This is a genomic window from Streptomyces sp. NBC_01317, from assembly GCF_035961655.1.
Classification (GTDB): Bacteria; Actinomycetota; Actinomycetes; order Streptomycetales; family Streptomycetaceae; genus Streptomyces.
Genome location: NZ_CP108393.1, coordinates 5,662,615 through 5,688,614 on the forward strand (window position 1 = coordinate 5,662,615; position 26,000 = coordinate 5,688,614).

Below are 26,000 nucleotides of genomic sequence, written 5' to 3' on the forward strand. Positions count from 1 at the left end.
TCAGGGGTTTCCGTTCCGAGCGAGAGTGAGTTCCGCGTGTACGCCATCGTGCGCAGCGGTGGCCGCCAGCACAAGGTTGCTGTCGGCGACATCGTTGAGGTTGACAAGATTCCCACCGCCAAGGTTGGCGACACGGTCGAGCTCTCGACCCTGCTCGTGGTCGACGGCGACGCCGTCACCAGCGACCCGTGGGTCCTGGACGGCATCAAGGTCCAGGCCGAGATCGTGGATCACCACAAGGGTGTCAAGATCGACATCCTTCGCTACAAGAACAAGACCGGCTACCGCCGTCGCCAGGGTCACCGCCAGCAGTACACGGCGATCAAGGTCACCGGTATCCCCGCGGCTGCGAAGTAAGGGACTGAGGAGACATGGCACACAAGAAGGGCGCATCGTCCACTCGGAACGGGCGCGATTCGAATGCTCAGCGGCTCGGCGTGAAGCGCTTCGGCGGTCAGGTCGTCAACGCCGGTGAGATCCTGGTCCGCCAGCGCGGCACACACTTCCACCCCGGTTCCGGCGTCGGCCGTGGCGGCGACGACACGCTGTTCGCGCTGAGCGCCGGCGCGGTGGAGTTCGGCACCAGCCGTGGCCGCAAGGTTGTGAACATCGTTCCGGTCGCCTGAGACCCCATCGGTCGTCAGGCACCTGTAACGGGTTTCTTCGCGAGGGCGGACCTCACTTCCCGGAGTATCGGGAAGCGGGTCCGCCCTTCGCGTGTTGTTGTTGAGACATTTCCGTATGTACTGGAGGCAATCCCCATGACCACCTTCGTGGACCGCGTCGAGCTGCATGTCGCCGCGGGTAGCGGAGGCCACGGCTGCGCCTCCGTACACCGTGAGAAGTTCAAGCCGCTCGGTGGACCCGACGGCGGCAACGGCGGACATGGCGGCGACGTCATCCTGGTCGTCGACCAGGACGTGACCACGCTGCTCGACTACCACCACACGCCGCACCGCAAGGCCACCAACGGCCAGCCGGGCGCCGGGGCCAACCGCTCCGGCAAGGACGGCCAGGACCTGGTCCTGCCCGTCCCGGACGGCACGGTCGTCCTCGACAAGGCCGGCAACGTCCTCGCCGACCTCGTCGGCCAGGGCACGACGTACGTGGCGGCCGAAGGCGGCCGTGGCGGCCTCGGCAACGCGTCCCTCGCCTCCGCCCGCCGCAAGGCCCCCGGCTTCGCGCTGCTCGGCGTGCCCGGGGGCGGCGGTGACATCGTGCTGGAGCTCAAGACGGTCGCCGACGTCGCGCTCGTCGGCTACCCGAGCGCCGGCAAGTCGTCGCTGATCTCCGTGCTCTCGGCCGCCAAGCCGAAGATCGCGGACTATCCGTTCACCACGCTCATCCCCAACCTCGGTGTGGTCACGGCCGGTTCGGTCGTCTACACGATCGCCGACGTGCCCGGACTGATCCCCGGCGCCAGCCAGGGCCGCGGCCTCGGTCTTGAGTTCCTGCGCCACGTCGAGCGCTGCTCGGTGCTGCTGCACGTCCTGGACACCGCCACGCTGGAGTCCGACCGCGACCCGGTCACCGACCTCGACGTGATCGAGGCGGAGCTGGCGCTGTACGGGGGCCTGGAGGACCGGCCGCGCATGGTCGTCCTCAACAAGGTCGACATCCCGGACGGCAAGGACCTCGCCGACATGATCCGTCCCGAGCTGGAGAAGCGCGGCTACCACGTCTTCGAGGCGTCCGCGGTCGACCGCACCGGCCTCAAGGAGCTGTCCTTCGGACTCGCCGAGGCCGTCGCCAAGGCCCGCGCCGACAAGCCGCAGGAGGAGGCGACCCGGATCGTCATCCGTCCGAAGGCCGTCGACGACGCGGGCTTCACCGTCACTCTGGAAGAGGACGGGATCTACCGCGTACGGGGCGAGAAGCCCGAACGCTGGGTGCGACAGACCGACTTCAGCAACGACGAGGCCGTCGGCTACCTCGCGGACCGGCTCAGCCGGCTCGGCGTCGAGGACCAGCTGATGAAGGCCGGCGCCCGGTCGGGCGACGGTGTGGCGATCGGCGCCGAGGACAACGCGGTCGTCTTCGACTGGGAGCCCACGATGATGGCGGGCGCCGAGATGCTGGGCCGCCGCGGCGAGGACCACCGCCTGGAGGCACCCCGTCCCGCGTCGCAGCGCCGCAGGGACCGTGACGCCGAGCGCGACGACGTCCAGAAGGAGTACGACGAGTTCGACCCCTTCTAGCCGTACGGACATGTGACAGGCGTCTCCTCGATCGCTGGAGGGGTGGGTTCCCGCCCCTCCGGCGATCGAGTCATGACCAGTGCCGCAGTAGCCTGTCCAGGTGAATCAGGGGTTGCGTGGGGGTGGCTGACAGCCGTGCTCCGCCTTGCGGGACGATTGCCGTGGGTGGGACCATCGATTCATCCTCTGAGTCCGCAAGGTAGGTCAGTTACGTGTCTGCAACTTCCGCGTCCAACGCGAGGCCCCGCACCACCGCCGTCGTCCTGGCGGGCGGTACAGGTCAGCGCGTGGGCCTGTCGATCCCCAAGCAGCTGCTGAAGATCGCGGGCAAGGCGGTCATCGAGCACACACTGTCGATCTTCCAGCAGGCCGACGCGATCGACGACGTGATCGTGCTCATGGCGCCGGGCTTCGTCCCCGACGTGGAGAAGATCGTCATCAAGTCCGGGCTGACCAAGGTCACCCGGGTGATCGAGGGCGGCGCGACGCGGAACGAGACCACCGAGCGGGCCATCGCCGCGCTGGGCGAGGGCCTGGCGGAGGGCGAGGACGCCAACGTCCTGTTCCACGACGCGGTACGGCCCCTGCTCTCGCAGCGGGTGATCCAGGACTGCGTGGACGCGCTCGACCGCTACCAGGCCGTCGACGTCGCGATCCCCTCCGCGGACACCATCATCGTGACCCGTACGCACGGCGGCGACGGCGAGTTCATCACCGAGGTCCCCGACCGCTCCCGGCTGCGCCGCGGCCAGACCCCGCAGGCCTTCAAGCTCTCCACGATCCGCAAGGCGTACGCCGTCGCCGGCGGCGACCCCAACTTCCAGGCCACGGACGACTGCTCGGTGGTGCTCAAGTACCTGCCCGACGTGCCGATCTACGTCGTCGCGGGCGACGAGTACAACATGAAGGTCACCCAGCCCGTCGACGTCTTCATCGCCGACAAGCTCTTCCAGCTGGCCTCCACCGCCGCCCCCGCCCAGGCCGACGAGGCCGCCTACCGCGAACTGCTCTCCGGCCGCACGCTGGTGGTCTTCGGCGGTTCGTACGGCATCGGCGCGGACATCGCCGCCCTGGCGGAGCGGTACGGCGCGTCGGTGTACGCGCTCGGGCGCTCCACCACCGGTACGCACGTCGAGAACCCGGAACACGTCGACGACGCCCTGTCGAAGGCGTACTCGGAGACCGGCCGCATCGACTACGTGATCAACACCGCGGGTGTGCTGCGCATCGGCAAGCTGGCCGAGACGGACAACACGACGATCCAGGAAGCGCTCAACGTCAACTACCTGGCGCCGGTGCAGATCGCGCGGGCCTCGTACAAGTACCTGGCCGAGACCAAGGGCCAGTTGCTCCTCTACACGTCCTCCAGCTACACGCGGGGCCGCGCGGAGTACAGCCTCTACTCGTCCACGAAGGCCGCCATGGTGAACCTGACCCAGGCGCTGTCGGACGAGTGGGCCGCCGACGGCATCCGGGTGAACTGCGTGAACCCCGAGCGCACCGCGACCCCCATGCGGACCAAGGCGTTCGGCCAGGAGCCCGCCGGGTCCCTGCTCTCCTCCGAAGCGGTCGCCAGGACGTCCCTCGACGTGCTGCTCTCCGAGCTGACCGGCCACGTCATCGACGTACGGCAGCAGGACCCGACACGCACCGCGTCCGAGGCCTCCGGCTTCGAGCAGGCGCTGGCCGCCGTCCTGGACCGTCAGGAAGATGTGTAATAATTCGTGACAATCCATGATATGGGCCTTCGCGGTTGCGGAAACGCGCACCGCGGGGGCCCGAGTTCGTGAAGCTTCGTCTTCACACTTTCGTCGCAAGGTCATCAGCCGGCACGGTCTGGAGCAGGTTTTTCGTGATTTCGACGGCCATTCGCCTCGCCCGGGTAGGCAGCGGATCAGAGCTGGCAGCGGCACTTCTCCTGGTGCTCAGTTTCCCGTGCATCATGCTCGCCGCGATAATTCCTGACATTTGGCTGTTCGCGGTCGCGGCAGCCGTCAGTTATGTCGCGGACGCGCATCTGCACCACCGCGGCAGTTATCTGGTGAACCGCCTCGCCAAAGTGCGGGCCGGTCTCTCCATCCGCTTCCTGATCAGGCAGCTGCTCCTCGTGCTGCTCGTCGCCCGCTCCGGGCTCGGTCAGGACCGCATCTTCTACGTGACCGTCGTGACGGTCCTCGTCTTCTACGGCCTCCAGGCACCCCACGGCGCGGTCGTGACCCTCCTCCGGCTGCGCCGCAGGCTCCCCGTGGTCACACGGAACATCGATCTCGGCTCCATCCGGATCCCGGACGCCCCGCCGCGCTGGCTGCTCCACCGGTCCGCGGAGAAGATGCTCCACCTGGACCTCTTCGCCATGGCGGGCGTGATCGCCGCCCTGGCCACGGACGAGAACCTGTACGGGTACGCGAGCCTCGCGCTGACGCTGGTCCTCGGTGTCGGGTACGTGCTGGCGCTGCTGCCGTACCTGCGGCCCAGTCGGCTCGTCCCCTCCGCCGAGAAGGTCCTGGAGGCCGTGGACGTCTGGCTGGCCGCCTACCGGCCGACGACGATCCTGTACTTCTCCGGCTCCAAGGAGTCCGCGTACCAGGTCAACATGTGGCTGGAGACGCTGGACCAGATGGAGGACCGGCCGATGGTCCTGCTGCGCGAGCGGGTCATTGCCCAGCAGCTCCTGCCGACGGCCGTGCCGGTGCTGTGCGTCCCCGGCGGGGTGCACCTGATGAACCTGGACCTGTCGACCGTCCGGGTCGCCCTGTACGCCGCGAACGTGGGCAAGAACATCCACATGCTGCGGGTGCCGACCATGAAGCACGTCTTCATCGGCCACGGCGACAGCGACAAGCTCGCCAGCGTCAACCCGTTCAGCAAGGCATACGACGAGGTGTGGACCGCGGGCCGCGCGGGCCGTGACCGGTACGCGCTCGCCGACGTCGGCGTCCGCGACGAGGACATCGTGGAGGTGGGCCGCCCGCAGCTGGCCCCCATCGAGTCGGGGACCGGCGTACCGCGCCACCCCGTCCCCACCGTGCTGTACGCGCCCACCTGGGAGGGCTGGGACGACAACCCGGGCAACACCTCGCTGCTGCTGGCCGGCGAGAACATCGTGAACCGGCTGCTCGCCGCCGAGCAGCCGGTACGGCTCCTGTACAAGCCGCACCCGTTCACCGGCACCCGCAGCCCGAAGGCGAAGGCGGTCCACGAGCGCATCGTGGCGCTGGTGCGGAAGGCCGCGGCGGAGCGCGCCACGGACACCCGCTGGGTGAGCGCCGCCCAGCGTGAGGAGCAGGCCGCCGCGCGGGCCGAGCTGAGCCGCGTCGAGGCCCGTCTCACGGCGCTGACGGCCGGGGCGGACGCGAGCCGCGACGAGGCCGAGGAGTCGCGTGACGCCAAGGCCGATCCGGCACGGCAGGCCGAGCTGACCCGCCTCAGGGCCGAGTGGAACACCGCCTACTGGCGTTCCTTCGGCTGGTGGGAGCACCGGGTCATCAGCGGCGCCGAGCCGCGGCTGTACGACTGCTTCAACGAGTCGGACGCCATGGTCTCCGACATCTCCAGCGTGGTCTCGGACTTCATCGCGAGCGGCAAGCCGTACGCGGTCACCGACTCGGCGGAGCTGGGCGCCGAGGAGTTCAAGCGGCAGAACACCGCCGTACGGGCCGCGGTGATCCTGTCCAACAGCGCGGAGGAGCTGGACGAGTTGCTCCGTACGGTGACGGACCCGGCCGGGGACACCAGGTCGGCCGCGCGCCACGAACTGAAGCGGTATCTGCTGGGCCCCGACGAGCCCACGTCGATCGAGCAGTTCAACGCGGCCACCCGCACGCTGGCCGGCAAGTCCCTGTCGCGCAACGTGGGCGTCGAGCAGCGTCTCGCGGAGCCCGACAGCGTGGCCGACGCGGGGGCGCCGGACGACTCGGCCCCGGTGGAGGCCAGGGCGGAAGAAGGGCTGGAGACGGCCGCGGACGCCTTCGTCGAGCCGGAGAACAACGATCTGGATCCGTCCCTGCGCGGCTGATCCCCGCCCGCCGCTCTCTCCATGATGAAGCGAAGACCCGCAGAACACCCTTCGGTGTTCCGCGGGTTTTCGCGTCGTACCGTACGGCGGAAATGAGTCGTGATGGACGTCACATTCCAGGTGATGAGGGCGAGGCAACCGATGCTCGGCGGCGATTGTCTTAAAACTCGATGAACAACATTGCTGTTCCTGATGTGAGCGTCATCGTCGGTGCGTATGAGGCGATGCCCTACCTCGTCCGCTGTCTGGAATCGGTGGAGAAACAGACGCTGGGCGCCGGAAGAATCGAGATCGTCGCCGTCGACGACGGTTCGACCGACGGCACGGGGGAGTATCTGGAGAAATTCGCCGCGGAGTCCGCCGTCCCGACCAGAGTGGTGCGCCAGGCCAATTCCGGCGGACCCAGCGGCCCCCGCAATGTGGGGCTGTCCCTGGCGCGCGGCCGTTATGTGTTCTTCCTCGACGCGGACGACTACTTCGGCGAGGAGGCCCTGGAACGGATGGTCGCCATGGCCGACCGCGCCGGTACGGACGTGGTGCTCGGCAAGGTCGAGGGCGTCAACCGCACCGCCCCCCGCTCCATGTGGGGGAAGACCGTCGAGCGGGTCGACGTGTTCAACTCCCGGGCCATCTTCGCGCTCAGCGCGCAGAAGCTCTTCCGGCGCGACCTGCTCACCCGGCTGGACCTGCGCTTCGACGAGGAACTGAGGACGGGCGAGGACGCCCTCTTCACGCTGGAGGTGTTCCTGCGGGGCTCCGGTGTCTCCATCGTGGCCGACTACACGTGCTATTACCTCGTCGGCCGCGACGACGGCAAACACGTCACCAAGTCGGGTGGATACATCCTGCGGTTCGATTCCGCGCGGGCCCTGATGAAGCTGATCGCCGACCTCGTACCCCCGGGTGCCAAGCGCGACAAGCTGATGACCAGACCTTTCACGGTCACCCTGCTCCAGCAGTTCACCCCGCACCTCCTCAAGGAGTCCGACGACGTCCGGCGCCACAAGATGGAGCTGGCCGCCCCCCTGATGGCCGAATACTGGACACCGGGTCTGGCGGCCCGTCTGAAGGTGAACGAGCGGCTGCGCCTGGAGTGTGTGGCCAGGGGGCGGCTCGACCTCCTCCTCGACGTCCTCACCTTCATCCGGGCCGGCACCGCGCCCGAGGTGGTGCGCAAGGGCCGGACGGGGACGACGTATCTGGCCTACCCGCATTTCGGGTCCCGCAGGGCGGGTATCCGTGACGTGACGTACGAGATCACCGTCAACGACTGGGCGGGCAAGCGGCGGGTGGAACCGGCCAGGACCATCCGCAGACCCGCGTCGCTGGCACGGCGGGCGGCGCGCAAAGTGCGCAGGACAATGCGCGAGCTGACGTCGAAGGGATGACCGGACGGCGGGGTGCCCGGCGCCGCCGGCAGCGTGTCCGGACGTGGCCGTGTACCGCCCTGAGGGGAAACGCTGGGTAAAATCGGGCTGATCCGTATCAGCCCGCGCAGGAACAATCTTCAGTGAGGTCGGGAAAACGTGAAGGCTCTCGTGCTGTCCGGCGGGGCGGGTACCCGTCTGCGCCCCATCACGCACACCTCCGCCAAACAGCTGGTACCGGTGGCGAACAAACCGGTGCTCTTCTACGGCCTCGAAGCGATCGCGGAAGCGGGCATCACGGAGGTCGGGGTGATCGTCGGGGACACCGCCGACGAGATCCGTGAAGCGGTCGGCGACGGCTCGCAATTCGGAATGCGGATCACCTATCTCCAGCAGGAGGCCCCGCTCGGCCTGGCGCACGCCGTGCTGATCGCCCGCGAATTCCTGGGCGACGACGACTTCGTGATGTACCTGGGTGACAACTTCATCGTCGGCGGTATCTCCGGTCTGGTCGACGGATTCCGCGCCGACCGGCCCGACGCGCAGATCCTGCTCACCCAGGTGCCCAACCCGACCTCCTTCGGCGTGGCCGAACTCGACGTCGGCGGCCGGGTGGTGGCCCTGGAGGAGAAGCCGAAGCAGCCCAAGAGCGACCTCGCGCTGGTCGGCGTCTACCTCTTCACCCCGGCCGTGCACGAGGCCGTACGGTCCATCGAGCCCTCCTGGCGCGGCGAGCTGGAGATCACCCACGCCATCCAGTGGCTCATCGACCAGAAGAAGGACGTCCGTTCCACGACCATCTCCGGGTACTGGAAGGACACCGGCAACGTCACCGACATGCTGGAGGTCAACCGCTCGGTGCTGGAGCGGATCGAGCCGTTCTGCGAAGGCACCGTCGACGCGGACAGTGAGATCATCGGCCGGGTCAGGATCGAGAAGGGCGCGAAGGTGACCGGAAGCCGGATCGTCGGCCCCGCGATCATCGGCGCGGACACGGTGGTCAGCGACGCCTACATCGGTCCCTTCACCTCGGTCTCGGAGGAGTGCACGATCGAGGACAGCGAGATCGAGTACTCCATCATCCTGCGGGGTGCCTCCATCACCGGTGTACGCCGGGTCGAGGCGTCGCTGATCGGCCGCAGCGTCGAGGTCACCCCCGCCCCCCGTCACCCGTCCGCCCACCGCCTCGTCCTCGGCGACCACAGCAAGGTGCAGATCTCGTCATGACCACTTCCGCCACATCCGGCCGTCCCACCAGGATCCTGGTGACCGGCGGGGCGGGCTTCATCGGCTCGCACTACGTCCGTACGGTGCTCGGTCCCCAGGGCCCCGGTGACGTCGCCCTCACCGTGCTCGACAAGCTCACCTACGCGGGCAACCCGGCCAACCTCGACGAAGTCCGCGACCACGCCGGGTTCTCCTTCGTAGAAGGAGACATCTGCGACCCGCAACTGGTCGCCAAGCTGATGGCCGAGCACGACCAGGTGGTGCACTTCGCCGCCGAGTCGCACGTCGACCGGTCCATCGACGGCGGCGCCGAGTTCGTCCGTACGAACGTCGTCGGCACGCACACCCTGATCGACGCCGCGCACCGCGCCGGGGTGAAGACCTTCGTGCACATCTCCACGGACGAGGTCTACGGCTCCATCGACGAGGGCTCCTGGCCCGAGACCGACCCGCTGGCGCCCAACTCGCCCTACTCCGCCGCGAAGGCGTCCAGCGACCTGATCGCGCTCTCGTACCACCGCACCCACGGCCTCGACGTGCGCGTGACCCGCTGCTCCAACAACTACGGGCACCACCACTTCCCCGAGAAGGTCATCCCGCTGTTCATCACCAACCTGCTGGACGGCGGGAAGGTCCCGCTCTACGGCGACGGCGGGAACGTACGCGACTGGCTGCACATCGACGACCACGTCCAGGGCATCGAGCTGGTCCGTACGAAGGGCCGCGCGGGCGAGGTCTACAACATCGGCGGCGGTACGGAACTGTCCAACAAGGAACTGACCGGGCTGCTCCTGGAGGCGTGCGGGGCGGACTGGGACACCAGCGTCGAGTACGTCACCGACCGCAAGGGCCACGACCGGCGGTACTCCGTCGACTGCGCCAAGATCCGTACCGAGCTGGGGTACGAGCCGCGCAAGGACTTCGTCACCGGCCTCGCCGAGACGGTGCGGTGGTACCGCGACAACCGCGCGTGGTGGGAGCCCCTCAAGGAGCGTGCGGCGCTGTGAGCGGCTGGCTGGTCACCGGAGCGGGCGGCATGCTGGGCCAGGACCTCCTGGCCCGGCTCACGGCGGACGGAGAGGCCGTCACGGGGCTCGGCAGGGCCGCCCTGGACATCACCGACCCCGCGTCCGTACGGGCCGTCCTGGACGAGCACCGCCCCGCCGTGGTGGTGAACTGCGCGGCCTGGACGGCGGTGGACGACGCCGAGGCCGGGGAAGAGGCGGCCCTCGCGGTCAACGGCACGGGACCCCGGGTCCTCGCGGAGGCCTGCCGGGACTCCGGCGCCCTCCTGCTCCACGTCTCCACGGACTACGTCCTCGCGGGCGACGCCGGGGACCCGTACCCGGAGGACAGCCCGCTGGCGCCGATCAACGCCTACGGCCGTACGAAGGCCGCCGGGGAGCGCGCCGTGCTGGAGACGCTCCCGGAGACCGGGTTCGTGATCCGTACCGCGTGGCTCTACGGTGCCGGCGGCGGCAATTTCATCAGAACAATGATCAAGCTGGAGGGTGTCAAGGACACCCTCGATGTGGTGAATGACCAGAGGGGTCAGCCGACCTGGTCGGCGGACCTCGCGGAGCGCCTGGCCGGCCTCGGCCGGCACGCCCTGCGGGGCGAGGCGCCGGCCGGTGTCTACCACGGGACGAACGGGGGCGAAACGACCTGGTTCGGCCTCACCCGGGAGATCTTCCGGCTGCTGGGCGCGGATCCCGCCCGGGTACGCCCCACGACCAGCGACGCCTTCGTCCGGCCCGCACCCCGCCCCGCGTACAGCGTGCTGGGACACGACCGGTGGAAGGAGGCCGGGTTCGGACCGATGAGGGAGTGGCGTGAAGCTCTCGCGGAGGCCTTCCCCGCCTTGCTGGAGAGCGAGCGCGGAGGCGCTGCTACCAACCGGTAGCCATTTACGTTTTGTCGGCGGAGGGACTACCTTCACTCGGAATTAACGACTCCAATGTTTGCTTCTGAGTGAAGGGCCCTCAGTGGATCGCCACGGCTTCCTGCGTCAACTGCACCGCGTCTACAAACCCCGTACCTACCTGGAGATCGGGGTCAACGACGGTCGCAGCCTGGCTCTCTCCCGCGTTCCCTCCGTAGCGGTCGACCCCGCCTTCAAGGTGGTCAAGGCGATCAGCTGCGACGTCCATCTGGTGCGTGCGACCAGCGACGACTTCTTCGCCCGCAAGGACCCCCTGCTGCACCTGCGGCCGCAGCGCAACCCGTTCCGCGCGCTGGCCCGCAAGGACCCCCTCGCGCTGTTCGGCGGCGACCCCAAGCTCGACCTGTCGTTCATCGACGGCATGCACCTCTTCGAGTTCGCCCTGCGCGACTTCATGAACGTCGAGCGCCACGCGCGCTGGTCCAGCGTGATCGTGCTCGACGACATGCTGCCCCGCAACATCGACGAGGCCGCCCGCGACCGCCACACCGACGCGTGGACCGGGGACGTCTACAAGGTCGCCACCGTGCTCCGCCGCTTCCGCCCCGACCTGCTGGTCGTCGAGGTCGACACGCAGCCGACGGGTGTGGTGCTGATCTTCGGCGCCGACCCGACGAGCACGGTCCTCAAGGACGCGTACGACAAGATCATCGAGGAGTACGTCGTACCGGACCCCCAGGCCGTCCCGGAAGAGGTGATCGTGCGCAAGAACGCGATCGCCCCCGAGACCGTCCTCACCGCCGACTTCTGGCGTCAGCTGACCCGCGCCCGTGACCTGCGCCGCGGGCGCTCCGCGTTCGGTCCGCTGCGCAAGCAGATCGAGGCCGTCGGACGCTGAACCGCCGGCCGCCCGGTCCGGAATGATTTACGGACCGGGCGGCCGAAGCTGTGGACGGCGATCCCGCTGCCTTACGGCCAGACGATATTGTGGGTTTCCGATGTCCCGCGACCAGACGCCGGGGCGCTTTCACCAGTGGGGCTTATCGCATGTCCGTCAAGGTCAGCGTGGTTATTCCGGTGTACAACCCCGGTCAGTACATCGAGGACTGCATTGCCTCGTTGCTGCGCCAGAGCCTGCCTGACGACACGTACGAAGCCATCTTCGTCAACGACGGGTCGACGGACGGAACCCCCGAACGGCTCGACCGGCTCGCCGCCGAGCACCCCCACATGCACGTGATCCACCAGGAGCCTTCCGGCTGGTCCGGCAAGCCCCGCAACGTCGGGATCGGCGCGGCCCGGGGTGAGTTCGTGATGTTCGTCGACAATGACGACTGGCTCGGCGACGAAGCCCTTGAGCGCATGTACGAATACGGCGTCGAGAACAATGCCGATGTGATCGTCGGAAAGATGGCCGGCAAGGGCAGGCCGGTCCCGCTGGAACTGTTCCGCGTCAATCGGCCGCACGCGAACGTCGGGAATGCCCCGCTGATCGACAGCCTCACCCCGCACAAGATGTTCCGCAAGGAATTCCTCGACCGGAACAACATCCGATTCAAGGAAGGCCGGCGCCGCCTCGAAGACCATGTCTTTGTCGCCGAGACCTACTTGCTCGCCTCGAACACCGCGGTGCTGAGCGACTATCTCTGCTACTACCACGTCAAGCGTGAGGACGCCTCGAACGCCGGCTTCCAGCGCTTCGACCCGGTCGGCTATTTCAAGAACCTCCGCGAGGCGCTGGATGTCGTCGAGCGCAACACCGAGCCGGGCGCGCTGCGCGACAAGCTCTACCGCCGCTGGCTGCGCAACGAGATGGTGGAGAGGCTGCGCGGGCGCCGGCTCCTGGCCCTGCCCGAGGACTACCGCCGTGAGCTGTACGACGAGATCCGCGGGGTGGTCGTCGAGCGCATGGGCCCCGGGGTCGCCGCCGGGCTCCAGCCCACCCAGCAGGTCGTCGCCGCGCTGGTGACCGCCGACCGGTTCGCCGACCTGGAGGAACTGGCCCGGTGGGAGGCCGGGATCAAGCCCACCGGACGGCTGGAGACGCTCGGCTGGGAGACCGGGGCGCTGCGGATCGGCTTCACCGCCGAGTACCAGGTGGCCGGCTCCCCGCTCACGTTCCTCACCGAGGACGGCGAGGCCCGCCTCGACCTGCCCTTCGGCGAGGAGACCGCCGCCGCGATCCGGGAGGCGGGTGCCAGTACCCGCGCCCCGGTGGACCAGGCGAAGGTCGACCTCGTCGTACGGGAACGCTCCACGGCCGCCGAGTTCTACCAGCCCGTCGAGTTCACGCGCGAGCGGGTGCCGGCCGACGGAGCCGACGGGGCCTTCCGGCTCGTCCTGCGGGCCGAGTCGGCCGTGGACCCCGGGACCGCCGCCAACCGCGCCCCCCTCGGCCCCGGCATCTGGGACATCCACTTCCGCATCAGCGCCTGCGGGTGGACCAAGGAGGCCCGGCTGGGAGCCGTCCGCGCGGACACCGTGGACGCGGCCCGCCAGGGGACCCTCAGCGGTACGCCCCGGCGGCTGGTGCTGCCGTACTGGACCGAGCCGTACGGCAATCTGTCGCTGGACGTCGACCACGCCACCAGCCGCTTCGACCGCGACGTCGCGAGGATCGCCCCCGTCCACGTGACGTACGACGACGGCAGCCTCTCCGTACCGCTGCGGCTGCATGCCGCCGACCCGGAAGATGTGGCGCTGCGCCTGACGGACGCGACGAGCGGCGCGAAGGCGGAGAGCCCCGCCACGCTCGTGCCCAAGGGCGACGGGGCGCTCCTCTCGTCGGAGCTGCCCGTGGACACGCTCACCGGCCGGGCCTGGCACGTCGAGTTGGGACTGCCGTCCGCGAAGCGCGGCACACCCCGCTGGACGGTCCTGCCTGTCGGCCTGCGGTTCACCGACGACGGTGTGGCGAGGGTCGTCGCGGCCACCGCGCTGCCGAAGCGGAAGAAGGCCGCCGCACCGAAGGGCGCTCCCGTCCGGCGGTCCCTGCTGCGGCGTGTGCTCGGCCGGGTCCGCCGCGCCCTGGCGCGATGACTCCGGCCGCCCTGTGACCGACCCCGTCCGCATGCCTACTTCCGCTTGACCAAGTCCGTCCGACCATTTCCGTACGCCCGCTTCCGTACGGCCACAGCGAGGAATCACCACACATCATGCGACCCCTGTCCATCGAAGGCGCCTGGATCCACGAACCCAAGGTGTTCCCCGACGAGCGCGGCAGCTTCCACGAGTGGTTCCGTGCCGCCGACTTCCGGGAGGCGACCGGCCAGGACCTCGACCTCGCCCAGGCCAACTACTCCGTCTCCAGACGCGGCACCCTGCGCGGGATCCACTACGCCGACGTGCCGCCCAGCCAGGCCAAGTACGTCAAGTGCGTGCGCGGCGCGGTCCTGGACGCCGTCGTGGACATCCGGGTCGGCTCGCCCACGTACGGGCAGTCGGAGATCGTCCGGCTCGACGACGACACCCACCACGCGCTCTACCTCTCCGAGGGGCTCGGGCACGCCTTCCTCGCGCTGGCCGACGACACCGTTGTCGTCTACCTCTGCTCCGAGGGGTACGCGCCCACCCGCGAGCACGGGGTCCACCCGCTCGACCCCGCGCTGGCCGTCGAGTGGCCCGCCGACATCCCCCCGCTGCTCTCTCCCAAGGACGCCGAGGCGCCCACCCTGGCCGAGGCAGAACGGCAGGGCCTGCTGCCCGCGTACGAGGACTGCGTGTCGTTCAGGAGCGAGCTGCGCGGCCGCCGTCTCAGCGGCTGAAAAGGCCCGGCGCCCGCCGCCCGGGTGCGCGTACGCTGACCGGCCGGGAGGCGGCTCGACAGTGAGAGCAGAGGCAAGGCACGTGGCAGCGGTACGGCAGGACGTGGTGGCAGGGGCCCGCAGGATCGTCGTCAAGGTCGGTTCCTCCTCGCTGACGACCGCCTCCGGCGGGCTCGACGCCGACCGGGTAGACGCCCTCGTGGACGTCCTGGCCACGGTGCGCGGCGGGAACGGCGAGCAGGCGCCGGGCGAGACCGGCCCCAAGGAGATCGTCCTGGTGTCCAGCGGCGCCATCGCCGCCGGACTGGCGCCGCTCGGCCTGACCGGACGTCCCAAGGACCTGGCGCGCCAGCAGGCCGCCGCCAGTGTCGGGCAGGGGCTCCTGGTCGCCCGCTACACGGCCTCCTTCGCCCGCTACGGCATACGGGTCGGCCAGGTGCTCCTGACCACCGACGACACCAGCCGCCGGTCCCACTACCGCAACGCGTACCGCACCCTCGACCAACTCCTCGGCATGGGCGCCGTCCCCGTCGTCAACGAGAACGACACCGTCGCCACCGACGAGATCCGCTTCGGCGACAACGACCGGCTGGCCGCGCTCGTCGCCCATCTCGTCCGTGCCGACCTCCTCGTCCTCCTCTCCGACGTCGACGGGCTCTACGACGGCAACCCGAGCACCCCGGGCACCACTCGGATCGCCGAGGTGCGCGGCCCCGCCGACCTCGCGGGCGTGTCCCTCGGCAGCGCGGGCAAGGCGGGCGTGGGCACCGGCGGCATGGTCACCAAGGTCGAGGCCGCCAGGATCGCCGCCGCCGCCGGCATCCCGGTCGTGCTCACCTCCGCCAGCCACGCCGCCGACGGGCTCGCGGGCCGCGACACCGGCACGTACTTCCACCGCACGGGACGCCGCTCGGCCGACCGCCTGCTCTGGCTGGCCCACGCCTCCACCCCGCAGGGCGCCCTCACCCTGGACGACGGCGCCGTACGGGCCGTCGTGGAGCGCCGCACCTCGCTGCTGCCGGCCGGAATCGCCGCTGTGGAGGGGGAGTTCAGCGCCGGCGACCCCGTGGAACTGCGGGACACGGCGGGCCGCGCCGTCGCCCGCGGGCTCGTCAACTTCGACGCGAAAGAGATCCCCCAGCTCCTCGGCCGTTCCACCCGCGAACTGGCCCGTGAGCTGGGCCCCGCCTACGAACGCGAGGTCGTACACAGAGACGATCTGGTGATCCTCCACCCGGGCCCGCGGCCCTGAAACGGCTGAAACCGGCACCGTCGAACAGGGACCTTGGGGAAAACCGCCCCACGTCGGCGCCCGGGCTGGTCAACTTTGTCGCAGGGGTAATCCGGGGGACGATCCCAGGAGCGATCCCCGGGAGCAGGACCGGTCGGTCCACAGGGGAACAGCACGACGACGCAGCAACAACAGGAGGCCGCTGGTGAGACGAGCGCGCCCGGGGGCGGTGCCCCGAGGGAACGGCGGCAGTGCCCACGCCCGGCGGGTGGCGGGGAAGACACGAACCCTGACCAGCGTCGAAGCGGGACAGGACTTCGACCGCGACGGCGGCGACGACGAGCCACAGAGGGAGGCCGGATCGGGAAAGGAAGCGCGGGGAGAAGAGCGCCAGGTGTCCAAGCTCTGGCACATCACACTCAGCGTCTCGGGCTCCGAGGCTCCGCTGACGGAGGTCAGACGTGGCCTGGAACAGCTGGCCCACGACCATCCCTTCCTGCTGACCAGCCGGTACGCGAACGACCACGCGGAGATCCGCTACTGGGAGGAGGCCCGGGACCTGCACGACGCGGCCGCGGTGGCGCTGAGGCTCTGGGGGGAGCACCGGTCCAGCGCGAAGCTGCCGCCGTGGGAGATCGTGGGCCTGGAGGTCATCGACCGCGAGACGTACCACCAGCGCATCGCGGAGGGGTATGGGCCGCCGCCCGCCGCGCCCGTGGGGGTCCATCCGTTCTGACCCGTCCGCCGCACCCGGTCCCACGTGTCCCACACGTGTCCCGTGAAGTGTCTCGGAGTGCGGAATAGGTGCGGAATGCCCGCAGGGCGCGCACTACCCTGCGGGCATGACCTCGCTCTCGCCGTACGACAATCTCTCCCCGGTCGCCAGGACCGCCTACCGCTCCCGCGCGGCCGCCGCCGACATCGCGCCGCTGCCGCGCGCGGCCAAGGACGACGCACTCCTGGCGATCGCGGACGCGCTGGAGGTCCGTACCCACGAGATCGTCACGGCCAACGCCGAGGACGTGGCGCGCGCCCGGGAGGCGGGGGCCACCGAGACCGTCATCGACCGGCTGACCCTCACCCCCGAGCGGGTGCGGGCCATCGCCGCCGACGTACGGGACGTGGCGGCCCTGCCCGACCCGGTCGGCGAGGTCGTCCGAGGCTCCACGCTGCCCAACGGCATCGACCTGCGGCAGGTACGGGTGCCGCTCGGCGTCGTCGGGATCATCTACGAGGCCCGCCCCAACGTCACCGTGGACGCCGCCGCCCTGTGCCTCAAGTCGGGCAACGCCGTGCTGCTGCGCGGCTCGTCCTCCGCGATCTCCTCCAACACCGCGCTCGTCCGGGTGCTGCGCGACGCCGTCGGAGGCGCCGGGCTGCCCGCCGACGCCGTCCAGCTGGTGCCCGGCGAGGGCCGTGACTCCGTACGCGAGCTGATGCGGGCGCGCGGCCTGGTCGACGTCCTGATCCCGCGCGGCGGCGCCTCCCTGATCCGTACGGTCGTCGAGGAGTCCACCGTCCCGGTCATCGAGACAGGTACGGGCAACTGCCATGTGTACGTCGACGCCGACACCGACCTCGACATGGCCGTCGACATCCTGATCAACTCCAAGGCGCAGCGGCCCAGCGTCTGCAACTCCGCCGAGACGCTGCTCGTCCACCAGGACATCGCGGCCGCGTTCCTGCCCCGCGCGCTGGACGCGCTCGCCGACGCGGGCGTGACGGTGCACGCCGACGAGCGGGTCCTCGCCTACGCGGGCGGCACCAAGGCCACCGTCGTGGCGGCCACCGCGGAGGACTGGGAGACGGAGTACCTGTCGTACGACATCGCCGCGGCCGTCGTGGACTCGCTGGACTCCGCCGTCGCCCACATCAGGCTCTGGTCCTCGGGCCACACCGAGGCGATCGTGACCACCTCGCAGGCCGCCGCCCGACGGTTCACCCAGTTGGTGGATTCCACGACGGTCGCCGTGAACGCCTCGACCCGTTTCACCGACGGCGGGCAGTTCGGATTCGGGGCGGAGATCGGCATCTCCACCCAGAAGCTGCATGCGCGCGGGCCGATGGGGCTGCCCGAACTGACCTCCACCAAGTACATCGTGACCGGCGACGGTCACACCAGGTGAGGTGACGACCCGGACTTTGGACTCCGCCTGCCCAAAACGACTCGCCCGGTTTACCCTGGGATCGTGCCGGACGACGTGGGGGGCAGGCCGTTCCCGGACGGCTGGGAGCCCGACGACGACCGCGGAGGCGCGGACGAGGACTTCGCCTCCGTGGTGTTCGACGAGGCCTTCATCAAGTCCGCCACCTTCCACGAACCGAGCGCGGTCGAGCGGCTGCTGGCCGCCGCCGAGGCACGCGCCGCCGCGGAGGCGGCCCGCCTGCGGTCGGGCGGCCCGCCGGACGACGAGTTCTACGACGAGTTCTACGGGCCCGGCGGCGGATGCGACCGCGAGGACGGGTACGGATACGACCCCGACGACCCGGACGGGTACGCGGGGCCGTACGGACCGCACGGCGGCGCCCTGCGCCCGTACCGAGGCAACGCCCGCTGGCACCGGCCCGTCGCCTGGCTCCTCGCCCTGCTGTTGGGCATCGGGATGGTCGCGCTCGCCTTCAGCGCCGTCTACCGGGGGGCGGCGAGCGGCCGCCAGGAACCGGCACCCGCGCCGGCCACGACCGGGGTGGACATGACCCGTTCGGGCGCGCCGGTCATCGGTCCCGTGATCGGGCCGGGGGGCGGGGTCTCCCAGGACCGGGACCAGGACCGTACGGCCCCGGCGACCGGCGCCGTACCGCACACACCCTGACCACGGCCGTACCGCACACGCCCTGACCACGGCCGTACCGCACACGCCCTGACCACGGCCGTACCGGACACGCCCTGACCACCGCCCGGCGCTGCGCCGCGCCGGGGTGATCCGGGAGCCGGCTCGCCCGTGATCCGGGGACCCGCTCACCCGAACGGACCAGCGCCGTCCGGCGGAACTCGCCCCGAGGCGGAGCGTTTATGTTCGCCCCCGCCGACCTACCCTGAAGGTATGGCAGGGCGCGGAGAGCCACCTGAAGGGGCACCCGAGGGCTCCCCCAACGGCGATGACGAGTACCGGTCCGTCGTGTTCGACGAATCGTTCATCCGCGCTGCGCGGCTCCAGGAGTACTCGGCGCGGGAGCGGCTGGGCGGCGACCACGCCCACGCGGCCGTCCGCAGCCTGCCGCCCAAGCACGTCAGGCGGGGCAAGCGGCGCGGTTTCATGCGCGGCCCCCGGCAGGCGCTCGTCCTGCTCCTGGTGGTCGCCCTGGCCTTCGGTACCGCGATCTACCTCGGCGTACGGAGTCCGTACCGGCCCTCGACCCACGGCACGGCCGAGGCGCTGCGGATGACGGTCATCCCGCTGGCCCCGGCCGGGCGGGTGCCGGGCGGCACCCCCGACGACCTCTTCGCGCACAGTCCGGCCGCGCAGTTCCGCGCGGGCGCCTCCGGGATCACCCTGCCGGGTGTGCGGGGGACCAGAAGTTTCACCGAGAGCCAGGTCGTCGCCGCGCTGACCACCGTCAAGGACTACCTCGTGGCGTCCTCGCTCGACCCGGACGTCCTCGCGGGCCGCACGGTGCGGCCCGTACGGGCGCTGCTCGACCCCGACCAGCTGACCCAGTTCGACCGGAGCTTCAGCACGCCGGCGGACGACGGGCGGCACGTCCCTGCGGGGTGGCTGGTGCGCTTCGACCCGGCGAAGGTGGCCCCGGCCGCCGACGAGGTACGCGTGCACGGCACGCTGCGCGTCGAGGAGACGGGGCCGGGCATCCTGGAGGTCAGCTCCGACCACACCTTCGTCTACGCGCTGCGGCCCGCCACGTCGTCGGCGGAGCCCGTACGGGACGCCTCGCTGTTCACCGTCCGGCGCGAGCTGCGCTTCCGCTTCGACCAGAACGACCTGGCGAAGCACCAGGCCGAGCTGCTGCTGAGCCAGGCCCAGGTCGGGCCGCAGGCCTGCTCGGCCGCGCCGCCCAGGACGCTGCGGCCCCTCCTGGCGGGGGCGCGGACCACGGTGGCCGAGCGCCCGCCCGGCACCAACCCGTTCGCCACCGGCCCGATCGGGACGGGCCTGTGCGGCATGCTGTCGACGGGGGCGGAGCCGAAGCCGTAGACCCGTGAAGGGCCCGGCCCGGCTCGCGCCATCCATCGGCGGGCCTGCCTGTCAGGCCTGGCCCTCCGCCGCCTCGCCGTTCGGCGGGGTCTTCGGCCCCGCCGTACCGCCGGTGAAGCGGTCGCGCAGCTTGCCGCCCAGGTCCCCCGCGCCGCCCGCGAGGTCACCGACCAGCTTCAGCAGCGGGTCCTTGCTGGTGCGGACCGTGTCCGCGTAGTGCGAGGCCGATTCGCGGAAGGAATCCGCGACCGACGTGTCCTTGTCCGCGTCGCGGCGCGGGTAGTGGCCGTCCATGATCCGCTGGTGGTCACGGCTCTCGGCCCACTTCTTCAGCTCGGCCGCCCGCACCGTGGTGAACGGGTGCGTACGGGGCAGGACGTTGAGGATCTTGAGGACGGAGTCGCGCAGGTCGCCCCCGGCCTCGTACTCCTCCGCCTGCTCCAGGAACGCGTCCACGTTCATCTCGTGCAGGTGGTTCCCGCCCGCGATCTTCATCAGGCCGCGCATCGACGCCTTGAGGTCCTGACCCACCAGCAGTCCCGCCCGGTCCGCCGACAGTTCCGACTTGCGGAACCACTCGCGCAGCGCCGTCACGATCGCCATGATCGCGACATTGCCGAGCGGGATCCACGCCACCTTGAGCGCGAGGCCGGTGAGGAAGAGCAGGATCGTACGGTAGACCGAGTGGCCGGACAGGGCGTGGCCCACCTCGTGGCCGACGACTGCCCGCATCTCCTCCTCGTCGAGCAGCTCCACCAGCCCCGTGGTCACCACGATGATCGGCTCGTCCAGCCCGATGCACATGGCGTTGGGCCGCGGGTCCTGCGTCACGTACATCGCCGGGACCTTCGCCAGGTCCAGTACGTAACACGCGTCGAGGAGCATCGTGTGGAGGTGCGCGAACTGGGCCTCGCTCACGCGCACCGAGTCCGACAGGAAGAGCAGCCGCAGACTGCGCTCCGGCAGCAGCCCGCTCAGCGCCTTGAACACCGTGTCGAAACCGGTGAGCTTGCGCAGGGCCACCAGCGCCGAGCGGTCCGCGGGATGTTCGTACGCGCGTGAGGAGATGCCCGGGAAGCGCTTGCGCTGCCTGCTCGGCACGTTGTCGTGAATCTCTTCTGTCATGGATGCCCCCTGTTCGTACGAGTCCAAGGCCCGTCCCCCTGACGAGCCCCACCCTAGGTGGTGCGTCTACCGTGTGACGGGGGCCCGTGAAGCCCGAGAACAGCTAGGAGCACAGCCGACATGCCCTTCCCCGCCACACTGCTCGCCGCGGCCTCCGACCAGCAGGGGCCCGGCGATACGATCCGGATCGTGCTCGTCGTCTCCCTGGTCGGAGTCGCTCTGCTCGCCTGGTTCCTGCTGCGCGGTTACCGCGACAAGGACAACAACGACTGAGTCGGCGTGAGCGTGCCCGACGCGCCCGCATACGATGTGCGCGACGTCTCACCGACTCCCGACGAAAAGGGCCTGCTGAAGATGAGCCTCACCGGCACCGCCGCCAACCTGGTCACGCTCGCCGAGGGCGCCGAACACGGCGGCGGCAACCACGAAAGCCTCAGCCCGTACCTCACGGGCGGCGGCGCGCTGTTCGGCCTCCTCCTGCTGCTGTGGATCACCACCCGCTTCAACCGCGACCGCTGAGGCCGGTACGTAACCCGGTGCAAGTACGCTCTGCACGCATGGGAGAGCAGCAGACGCCCGCCGGCCCCGTCGCGGCCCCCGGCCGGGGCAGGCGCCGACTCGGCGTGATGGGCGGGACTTTCGACCCGATCCACCATGGGCACCTGGTCGCGGCCAGTGAGGTCGCCATACGGTTCCAGCTCGACGAGGTGGTGTTCGTACCGACCGGACAGCCGTGGCAGAAGAGTCGTCAGGTGGTCTCCCCGGCGGAGGACCGCTATCTGATGACGGTCATCGCCACGGCGTCCAATCCGCAGTTCTCGGTCAGCCGCATCGACATCGACCGCGGCGGGCCGACGTACACGATCGACACGTTGCGGGACCTGCGCTCCCGCAACGACGACGCGGACCTCTTCTTCATCACCGGGGCCGACGCGCTCTCGCAGATCCTGAGCTGGCGGGACCACGAAGAGCTGTTCTCGCTGGCCCACTTCATCGGGGTCACGCGGCCCGGCCACGACCTGACGGACGACGGGCTGCCCAAGGGCGGTGTCTCGCTGGTGGAGGTCCCGGCGCTGGCGATCTCGTCCACGGACTGCCGGGAGCGCGTCGCGAAGGGCGATCCGGTCTGGTACCTGGTCCCGGACGGTGTGGTGCGTTACATCGACAAGAGGCAGTTGTACCGCGGCGAATGAGTCACGGAGAGGGACACCGGTGAACGACCAGCAGCAGCCGTACGACCCGTACGACCCCTATTACGCACAGCCTCGGATCGTCGGGTACGACGAGTACGGGCAGCCGGTGTACGAGCAGCCTCAGACGCAGCAGTACGACGCGTACGGACAGCCGCAGCAGCCGCAGCATCAGCAACAGGCCCAGCCGCGGCAGACGTACGACCCGTATGCCCAGCCGCAGGCCCCGCAGCCTTACGAGAACTACGGGCAGCAGCATCCTCAGCCTCCTCCGCAGCAGCAGGACGGCTACGGGTACGACGCGTACGGCTACGACACCGGGCAGCAGCAGGCGCAGCAGCCCGTCGCCGTCGACGCCACCCAGCAGTGGATCCCGCAGCAGCAGGAGCCACAGCAGGAGCCACAGCAGGAGTCGCCGCAGCGGCCGCGGCAGGCCGCCCCCGCGGCCGGCCAGGCCGCCGTCCCCGAGCAGCGGCGCCCCGCCGTCGACGAACAGTTCGCTTTCACGGAGGAGCCCGACGAGGACTCCGAGGACGTCATCGACTGGCTCAAGTTCACCGAGAGCCGCTCCGAGCGGCGCGAGGAGGCCAAACGCCGGGGCCGGTCCCGGGTGGTGGCCCTGGTCGTCGCCGTCGTACTCGTCGTCGCCGGCGGGGCCGGCTACCTCTGGTACGCGGGCAAGCTGCCCGGTTCCGCCGGGGCGGACACGAAGGGGAGCACCGCGGCGGGCGGCGCGCAGAAGCGTGACGTGATCGTCGTCCACCTGCACAACACCAAGGCGAAGGGCACCTCCACGGCGCTGCTCGTCAACAACGCCACAACCGGCCAGGGCACCACCGTCCTGCTGCCCAACTCCCTCTCCGTGGAGGGCGACGACGGCTCCGGCGTGACGCTCGGCAAGTCCGTGGACGACGACGGCTCCGACACCACCCGCAAGGCTCTGGGCACCCTGCTCGGCACCGAGATCTCGGGCACCTGGCGGCTCGACACCCCGTACCTGGACAACCTCGTCCAGCTCGTCGGCAACATCGACCTGACCACCGACACGGACGTGCCCGGCGCGAAGAAGGGCGACCAGCCGGTGGTGCGGAAGGGCGAGAACCAGACCCTCAGCGGCAAGGCGGCCGTCGCGTACGCCACGTACCGCGGACCCGGCGAGCCCGAGGCCAAGCAGCTCCAGCGCTTCGGCCAGGTCCTCCAGGGGGTGCTGCGGAAGATGTCCGACGACCCGAAGGCCGCGACGGTCACCGTGCAGACCCTCGGGCAGATCCTCGACCCGTCCCTGACCGAGGCCGACCTGGGAGCCGCCCTCGCCAAGCTGTCCCTGCACGCGAAGGAGGGCGACTACAAGACGGCCCTCCTGCCCGTGCAGCCCGACGGCACCCTCAGCGACTCCGCCGTCGCCGGTGTGGTGAAGGACATTCTCGGCGGCTCGGTGAGCGCCCCGGAGAAGGGCAGCGCCCTGCGCGTGGGGGTCGAGGACGCCAGCGGCGGCACGAGCGCGGCCGAGGCCGCACGTACCGCCGTGATCAATGGCGGCTACAGCTACGTGGACGGCGGTTCGGCGGACGCGGAGGCGTCCTCGCAGGTCATCTACGGTGACGCGGCGATCAAGGAACAGGCCGTGGAGGTCGCCAAGACCCTCGGGCTGCCGACCGACGCGGTGAAGAAGGGCACACCCGCCGCCAACGCCGACGTGTCGGTCGTCCTCGGTCAGGACTACTCCCCGAACTGAGTCCTGACCCGGCCCGGCCGCGCGCGACCCGGCCGGGGCGGGCGAGCTGCGCCCGGTGTCGGCGGTCCGTGAGATCCTGGTTCTCTCCACGACCGCCGACACGAAAGCCTGCTTGTGACCGCAACCGAACGTTCCATCGAGCTCGTCACCGTCGCCGCCCAGGCGGCCGCCGACCGGCTCGGGCACGACATCATCGCGTACGACGTCAGCGATGTGCTGTCGATCACGGACGCCTTCCTGCTCGCGTCCGCACCCAACGACCGCCAGGTCAAGTCGATCGTCGACGAGATCGAGGAGCAGATCCAGAAGCAGCTCGGCGTCAAGCCGGTGCGCCGCGAGGGCGACCGCGACGCCCGCTGGATCCTCCTCGACTACGTCGACATCGTCGTCCACGTGCAGCACACCGAGGAGCGGGTCTTCTACGCCCTGGAGCGGCTGTGGAAGGACTGCCCCGAGCTGCCCCTGCCCGAGGACGCCGTGAAGACCCGCACGAAGGCCCCCGAGCCCGCCGGGATCGCCGGTGACACGGACGGTGAGCTGAGCTGAACGGCAGCGGACGCGGCAGAGGACGCCGCATCGTCCTGTGGCGGCACGGCCAGACGGCCTGGAACCTGGAGCGCCGCTTCCAGGGCTCCACGGACATCGAGCTGACCGCCACGGGCGTGGCCCAGGCGCGGCGGTCCGCGCGGCTGCTGGCGTCCCTGCGGCCCGACGCGATCGTCGCCTCCGACCTCTCCCGGGCCGCGGCCACGGCCGCCGAGCTGGCCGGCCTCACCGGCCTGGAGATCGCGTACGACGCCGGGCTCCGCGAGACCTTCGCGGGGGACTGGCAAGGGCTGACCCACGAGGAGATCGTCGAGCGGTTCGGCGAGCAGTACGCCGCGTGGAAGCGCGGCGAGCCCGTGCGGCGCGGCGGTGGCGAGCTGGAGACCGAGGTCGCCGACCGGGCCGCGCCGGTGGTGCTCCGGCACGCCGAGAAGCTGCCGGACGACGGCACGCTGGTCGTCGTCAGCCACGGCGGCACGATCCGTACCACCATCGGGCGGCTGCTCGGCCTGGAGGCGCACCACTGGGAGGGCCTCGGGGGTCTCTCGAACTGCTGCTGGTCCGTCCTCGGCGAGGGTGCGCGGGGCTGGCGGCTCCTGGAGCACAACGCCGGCACGCTTCCCGAGCCGGTTCTCGGCGACGACGTCTGATTTCACTTTCGGGCTGGTCGCAGGCTAAAGTTCTTCTAGTCCGAAGCGCGCGAGCGCGCAGGGCACGAGGGGCTATAGCTCAGTTGGTAGAGCGCCTGCATGGCATGCAGGAGGTCAGGAGTTCAATTCTCCTTAGCTCCACAATCAGTCGCACGGAATCAGGATCCCGTCCCCCGCAGGGGACGGGATTTTTGCTGTGCGTCAGCCGTAGAAGGGGCCCGCGGCCGTCCACGACTGGGTCCCGAAGACCGGCGAGCCGGTCACGGACAGCCGCAGGTTCGTCACCTTGAGGCCGTACTGGATCGGTGTCGTGCCCGCGGGGCAGGTGAACGGGACCGCTTCGAAGTTGAGGAAGTACGGCGGCCCCAGATCCCCGGACGCCGTGGCGCGGAACTCGCTGAGGAGGTAGCTCATGTCGGTCAAGTAGTAGACCGGCGCCAGCGGGGTCTCCTCCGTCCGCACCACGAACGCGGTGTCCCAGCGGAAGGCACCCGCGCCGTCCAGACAGCCGAAGGTGCGCTCCGTGTCCGCGTGCGCCGCGAAGGACCCTCCGCCCAGACCCTCGGCGAAGCCGGGCTGTTCGCGTACGTGATGCAGCTCCGTACGGAACGTGAATCCGCCGCAGCCCGGCGTCGGGCTGTAGTCGTGATAGATCAACTGGCACTTGTTCGGGCCGAAGTAGGCGGTCGGGTCCGGGGTGTACGGCTGCGGTACGACCGCGCCCCCGAACGTCAACGTGGCCGAGACTCCGCCCGGCGCGTTCGCCGGGATCTCGACGGGCCCGTGGGCGTACGCGGCCTGGGGCCCCGCCAGCACCAGCCCCGCCCCGGCGACCAGCAGAACCAGCAATTCGCGCAGCACTCTTCGCACAAGCCCCCCTGTGGCGACGACACCTTTCGTAGAAGGTAGTTGCGGAACG

The 26,000-nt window shown here is 70.1% G+C and carries 25 protein-coding genes and 1 tRNA gene; 24 read left to right on the forward strand and 2 right to left on the reverse strand.

From position 1 onward, the window contains the following. Positions 1-36 precede the first annotated feature (36 nt). The 17 genes from rplU (at position 37) to OG349_RS24675 (ending at position 19,835) form a co-directional block, all read left to right on the forward strand. Complete coding sequence (rplU, locus tag OG349_RS24595; RefSeq protein WP_161307631.1) at positions 37-357, forward strand: 50S ribosomal protein L21; 321 nt, start codon at positions 37-39, stop codon at positions 355-357. A 14-nt stretch (positions 358-371) separates the two neighbouring features. Then, positions 372-626 carry a 50S ribosomal protein L27 gene (rpmA, locus tag OG349_RS24600; protein ID WP_161307630.1) on the forward strand — a complete coding sequence of 85 codons (255 nt, stop codon included), beginning with the start codon at positions 372-374 and terminating at the stop codon, positions 624-626. A gap of 135 nt (positions 627-761) precedes the next feature. Further along, positions 762-2,198 carry a GTPase ObgE gene (gene obgE, locus OG349_RS24605; RefSeq protein WP_161307629.1) on the forward strand — a complete coding sequence of 479 codons (1,437 nt, stop codon included), beginning with the start codon at positions 762-764 and terminating at the stop codon, positions 2,196-2,198. 212 nt (positions 2,199-2,410) lie between these two features. After that, the gene (locus OG349_RS24610; RefSeq protein ID WP_327236662.1) at positions 2,411-3,916 is read left to right on the forward strand and encodes a bifunctional cytidylyltransferase/SDR family oxidoreductase; all 1,506 of its coding nucleotides are present in this window, start codon (positions 2,411-2,413) and stop codon (positions 3,914-3,916) included. A 224-nt stretch (positions 3,917-4,140) separates the two neighbouring features. Continuing rightward, entirely contained in the window at positions 4,141-6,213 is a 2,073-nt protein-coding gene (locus tag OG349_RS24615) for a hypothetical protein (RefSeq protein WP_327238705.1), read from the forward strand. Positions 6,214-6,383: 170 nt separating this feature from the next. After that, the gene (locus OG349_RS24620) at positions 6,384-7,601 is read left to right on the forward strand and encodes a glycosyltransferase family 2 protein (RefSeq protein ID WP_327236663.1); all 1,218 of its coding nucleotides are present in this window, start codon (positions 6,384-6,386) and stop codon (positions 7,599-7,601) included. A gap of 138 nt (positions 7,602-7,739) precedes the next feature. After that, a complete protein-coding gene (locus OG349_RS24625; protein WP_327236664.1) occupies positions 7,740-8,807 on the forward strand; it encodes a glucose-1-phosphate thymidylyltransferase in 1,068 nt (355 codons plus the stop codon). Continuing rightward, positions 8,804-9,814: a dTDP-glucose 4,6-dehydratase gene (gene rfbB, locus OG349_RS24630; RefSeq protein ID WP_327236665.1), complete on the forward strand. Its 1,011-nt coding sequence runs from the start codon at positions 8,804-8,806 to the stop codon at positions 9,812-9,814. The genes OG349_RS24625 and rfbB overlap by 4 nt, the downstream gene beginning before the upstream one ends. A 29-nt stretch (positions 9,815-9,843) precedes the next feature. Next, a complete protein-coding gene (gene rfbD / locus OG349_RS24635) occupies positions 9,844-10,710 on the forward strand; it encodes a dTDP-4-dehydrorhamnose reductase (RefSeq protein WP_442806415.1) in 867 nt (288 codons plus the stop codon). A gap of 82 nt (positions 10,711-10,792) precedes the next feature. Further along, positions 10,793-11,587, forward strand: coding sequence for a class I SAM-dependent methyltransferase (locus tag OG349_RS24640; RefSeq protein ID WP_161307623.1), 795 nt, complete (start codon positions 10,793-10,795; stop codon positions 11,585-11,587). 149 nt (positions 11,588-11,736) lie between these two features. Continuing rightward, entirely contained in the window at positions 11,737-13,728 is a 1,992-nt protein-coding gene (locus tag OG349_RS24645; protein WP_327236667.1) for a glycosyltransferase family 2 protein, read from the forward strand. A gap of 116 nt (positions 13,729-13,844) precedes the next feature. Beyond that, positions 13,845-14,453, forward strand: coding sequence for a dTDP-4-dehydrorhamnose 3,5-epimerase (gene rfbC, locus OG349_RS24650; RefSeq protein WP_327236668.1), 609 nt, complete (start codon positions 13,845-13,847; stop codon positions 14,451-14,453). Between the two features lie 106 nt (positions 14,454-14,559). After that, positions 14,560-15,705: a glutamate 5-kinase gene (proB, locus tag OG349_RS24655; RefSeq protein ID WP_161312018.1), complete on the forward strand. Its 1,146-nt coding sequence runs from the start codon at positions 14,560-14,562 to the stop codon at positions 15,703-15,705. A 184-nt stretch (positions 15,706-15,889) separates the two neighbouring features. Next, the gene (locus tag OG349_RS24660; RefSeq protein ID WP_327236669.1) at positions 15,890-16,420 is read left to right on the forward strand and encodes a hypothetical protein; all 531 of its coding nucleotides are present in this window, start codon (positions 15,890-15,892) and stop codon (positions 16,418-16,420) included. 106 nt (positions 16,421-16,526) lie between these two features. Beyond that, positions 16,527-17,810, forward strand: coding sequence for a glutamate-5-semialdehyde dehydrogenase (locus OG349_RS24665; RefSeq protein ID WP_161312013.1), 1,284 nt, complete (start codon positions 16,527-16,529; stop codon positions 17,808-17,810). Between the two features lie 63 nt (positions 17,811-17,873). After that, on the forward strand, positions 17,874-18,497 hold the full coding sequence (locus OG349_RS24670) for an SCO2584 family spore wall biosynthesis protein (RefSeq protein WP_327236670.1): 624 nt from the start codon (positions 17,874-17,876) through the stop codon (positions 18,495-18,497). A 231-nt stretch (positions 18,498-18,728) separates the two neighbouring features. Next, entirely contained in the window at positions 18,729-19,835 is a 1,107-nt protein-coding gene (locus tag OG349_RS24675) for an SCO2583 family membrane protein (protein WP_327236671.1), read from the forward strand. Positions 19,836-19,886: 51 nt separating this feature from the next. Here the strand turns inward: OG349_RS24675 and OG349_RS24680 are convergent, their stop codons facing one another. Next, a complete protein-coding gene (locus OG349_RS24680) occupies positions 19,887-20,960 on the reverse strand; it encodes a M48 family metallopeptidase (RefSeq protein WP_327236672.1) in 1,074 nt (357 codons plus the stop codon). A 120-nt stretch (positions 20,961-21,080) separates the two neighbouring features. Here OG349_RS24680 and OG349_RS24685 point away from each other — a divergent pair, with 120 nt between their 5' ends. From OG349_RS24685 to OG349_RS24715, 7 genes are all read left to right on the forward strand, one after another. Continuing rightward, positions 21,081-21,233, forward strand: coding sequence for a hypothetical protein (locus OG349_RS24685; protein WP_202534241.1), 153 nt, complete (start codon positions 21,081-21,083; stop codon positions 21,231-21,233). A gap of 6 nt (positions 21,234-21,239) precedes the next feature. Continuing rightward, positions 21,240-21,479, forward strand: a complete 240-nt coding sequence (locus OG349_RS24690) for a hypothetical protein (protein ID WP_327238842.1) — start codon at positions 21,240-21,242, stop codon at positions 21,477-21,479. A gap of 38 nt (positions 21,480-21,517) precedes the next feature. Continuing rightward, a complete protein-coding gene (gene nadD / locus OG349_RS24695; RefSeq protein WP_161312009.1) occupies positions 21,518-22,153 on the forward strand; it encodes a nicotinate-nucleotide adenylyltransferase in 636 nt (211 codons plus the stop codon). Positions 22,154-22,172: 19 nt separating this feature from the next. Then, positions 22,173-23,885 (forward strand): LCP family protein, encoded by a 1,713-nt coding sequence (locus OG349_RS24700; protein ID WP_327236673.1) that lies wholly within the window; start codon positions 22,173-22,175, stop codon positions 23,883-23,885. A 114-nt stretch (positions 23,886-23,999) separates the two neighbouring features. Continuing rightward, a complete protein-coding gene (gene rsfS, locus OG349_RS24705; RefSeq protein ID WP_327236674.1) occupies positions 24,000-24,431 on the forward strand; it encodes a ribosome silencing factor in 432 nt (143 codons plus the stop codon). After that, entirely contained in the window at positions 24,428-25,081 is a 654-nt protein-coding gene (locus OG349_RS24710) for a histidine phosphatase family protein (protein WP_327238706.1), read from the forward strand. Before rsfS ends, OG349_RS24710 begins: the two co-directional genes overlap by 4 nt. 68 nt (positions 25,082-25,149) lie before the next feature. Continuing rightward, positions 25,150-25,222 (forward strand) — tRNA-Ala (locus OG349_RS24715). A 60-nt stretch (positions 25,223-25,282) separates the two neighbouring features. Here the strand turns inward: OG349_RS24715 and OG349_RS24720 are convergent. Beyond that, positions 25,283-25,951, reverse strand: a complete 669-nt coding sequence (locus OG349_RS24720) for a hypothetical protein (RefSeq protein ID WP_327236675.1) — start codon at positions 25,949-25,951, stop codon at positions 25,283-25,285. Between the last annotated feature and the right edge of the window lie 49 nt (positions 25,952-26,000).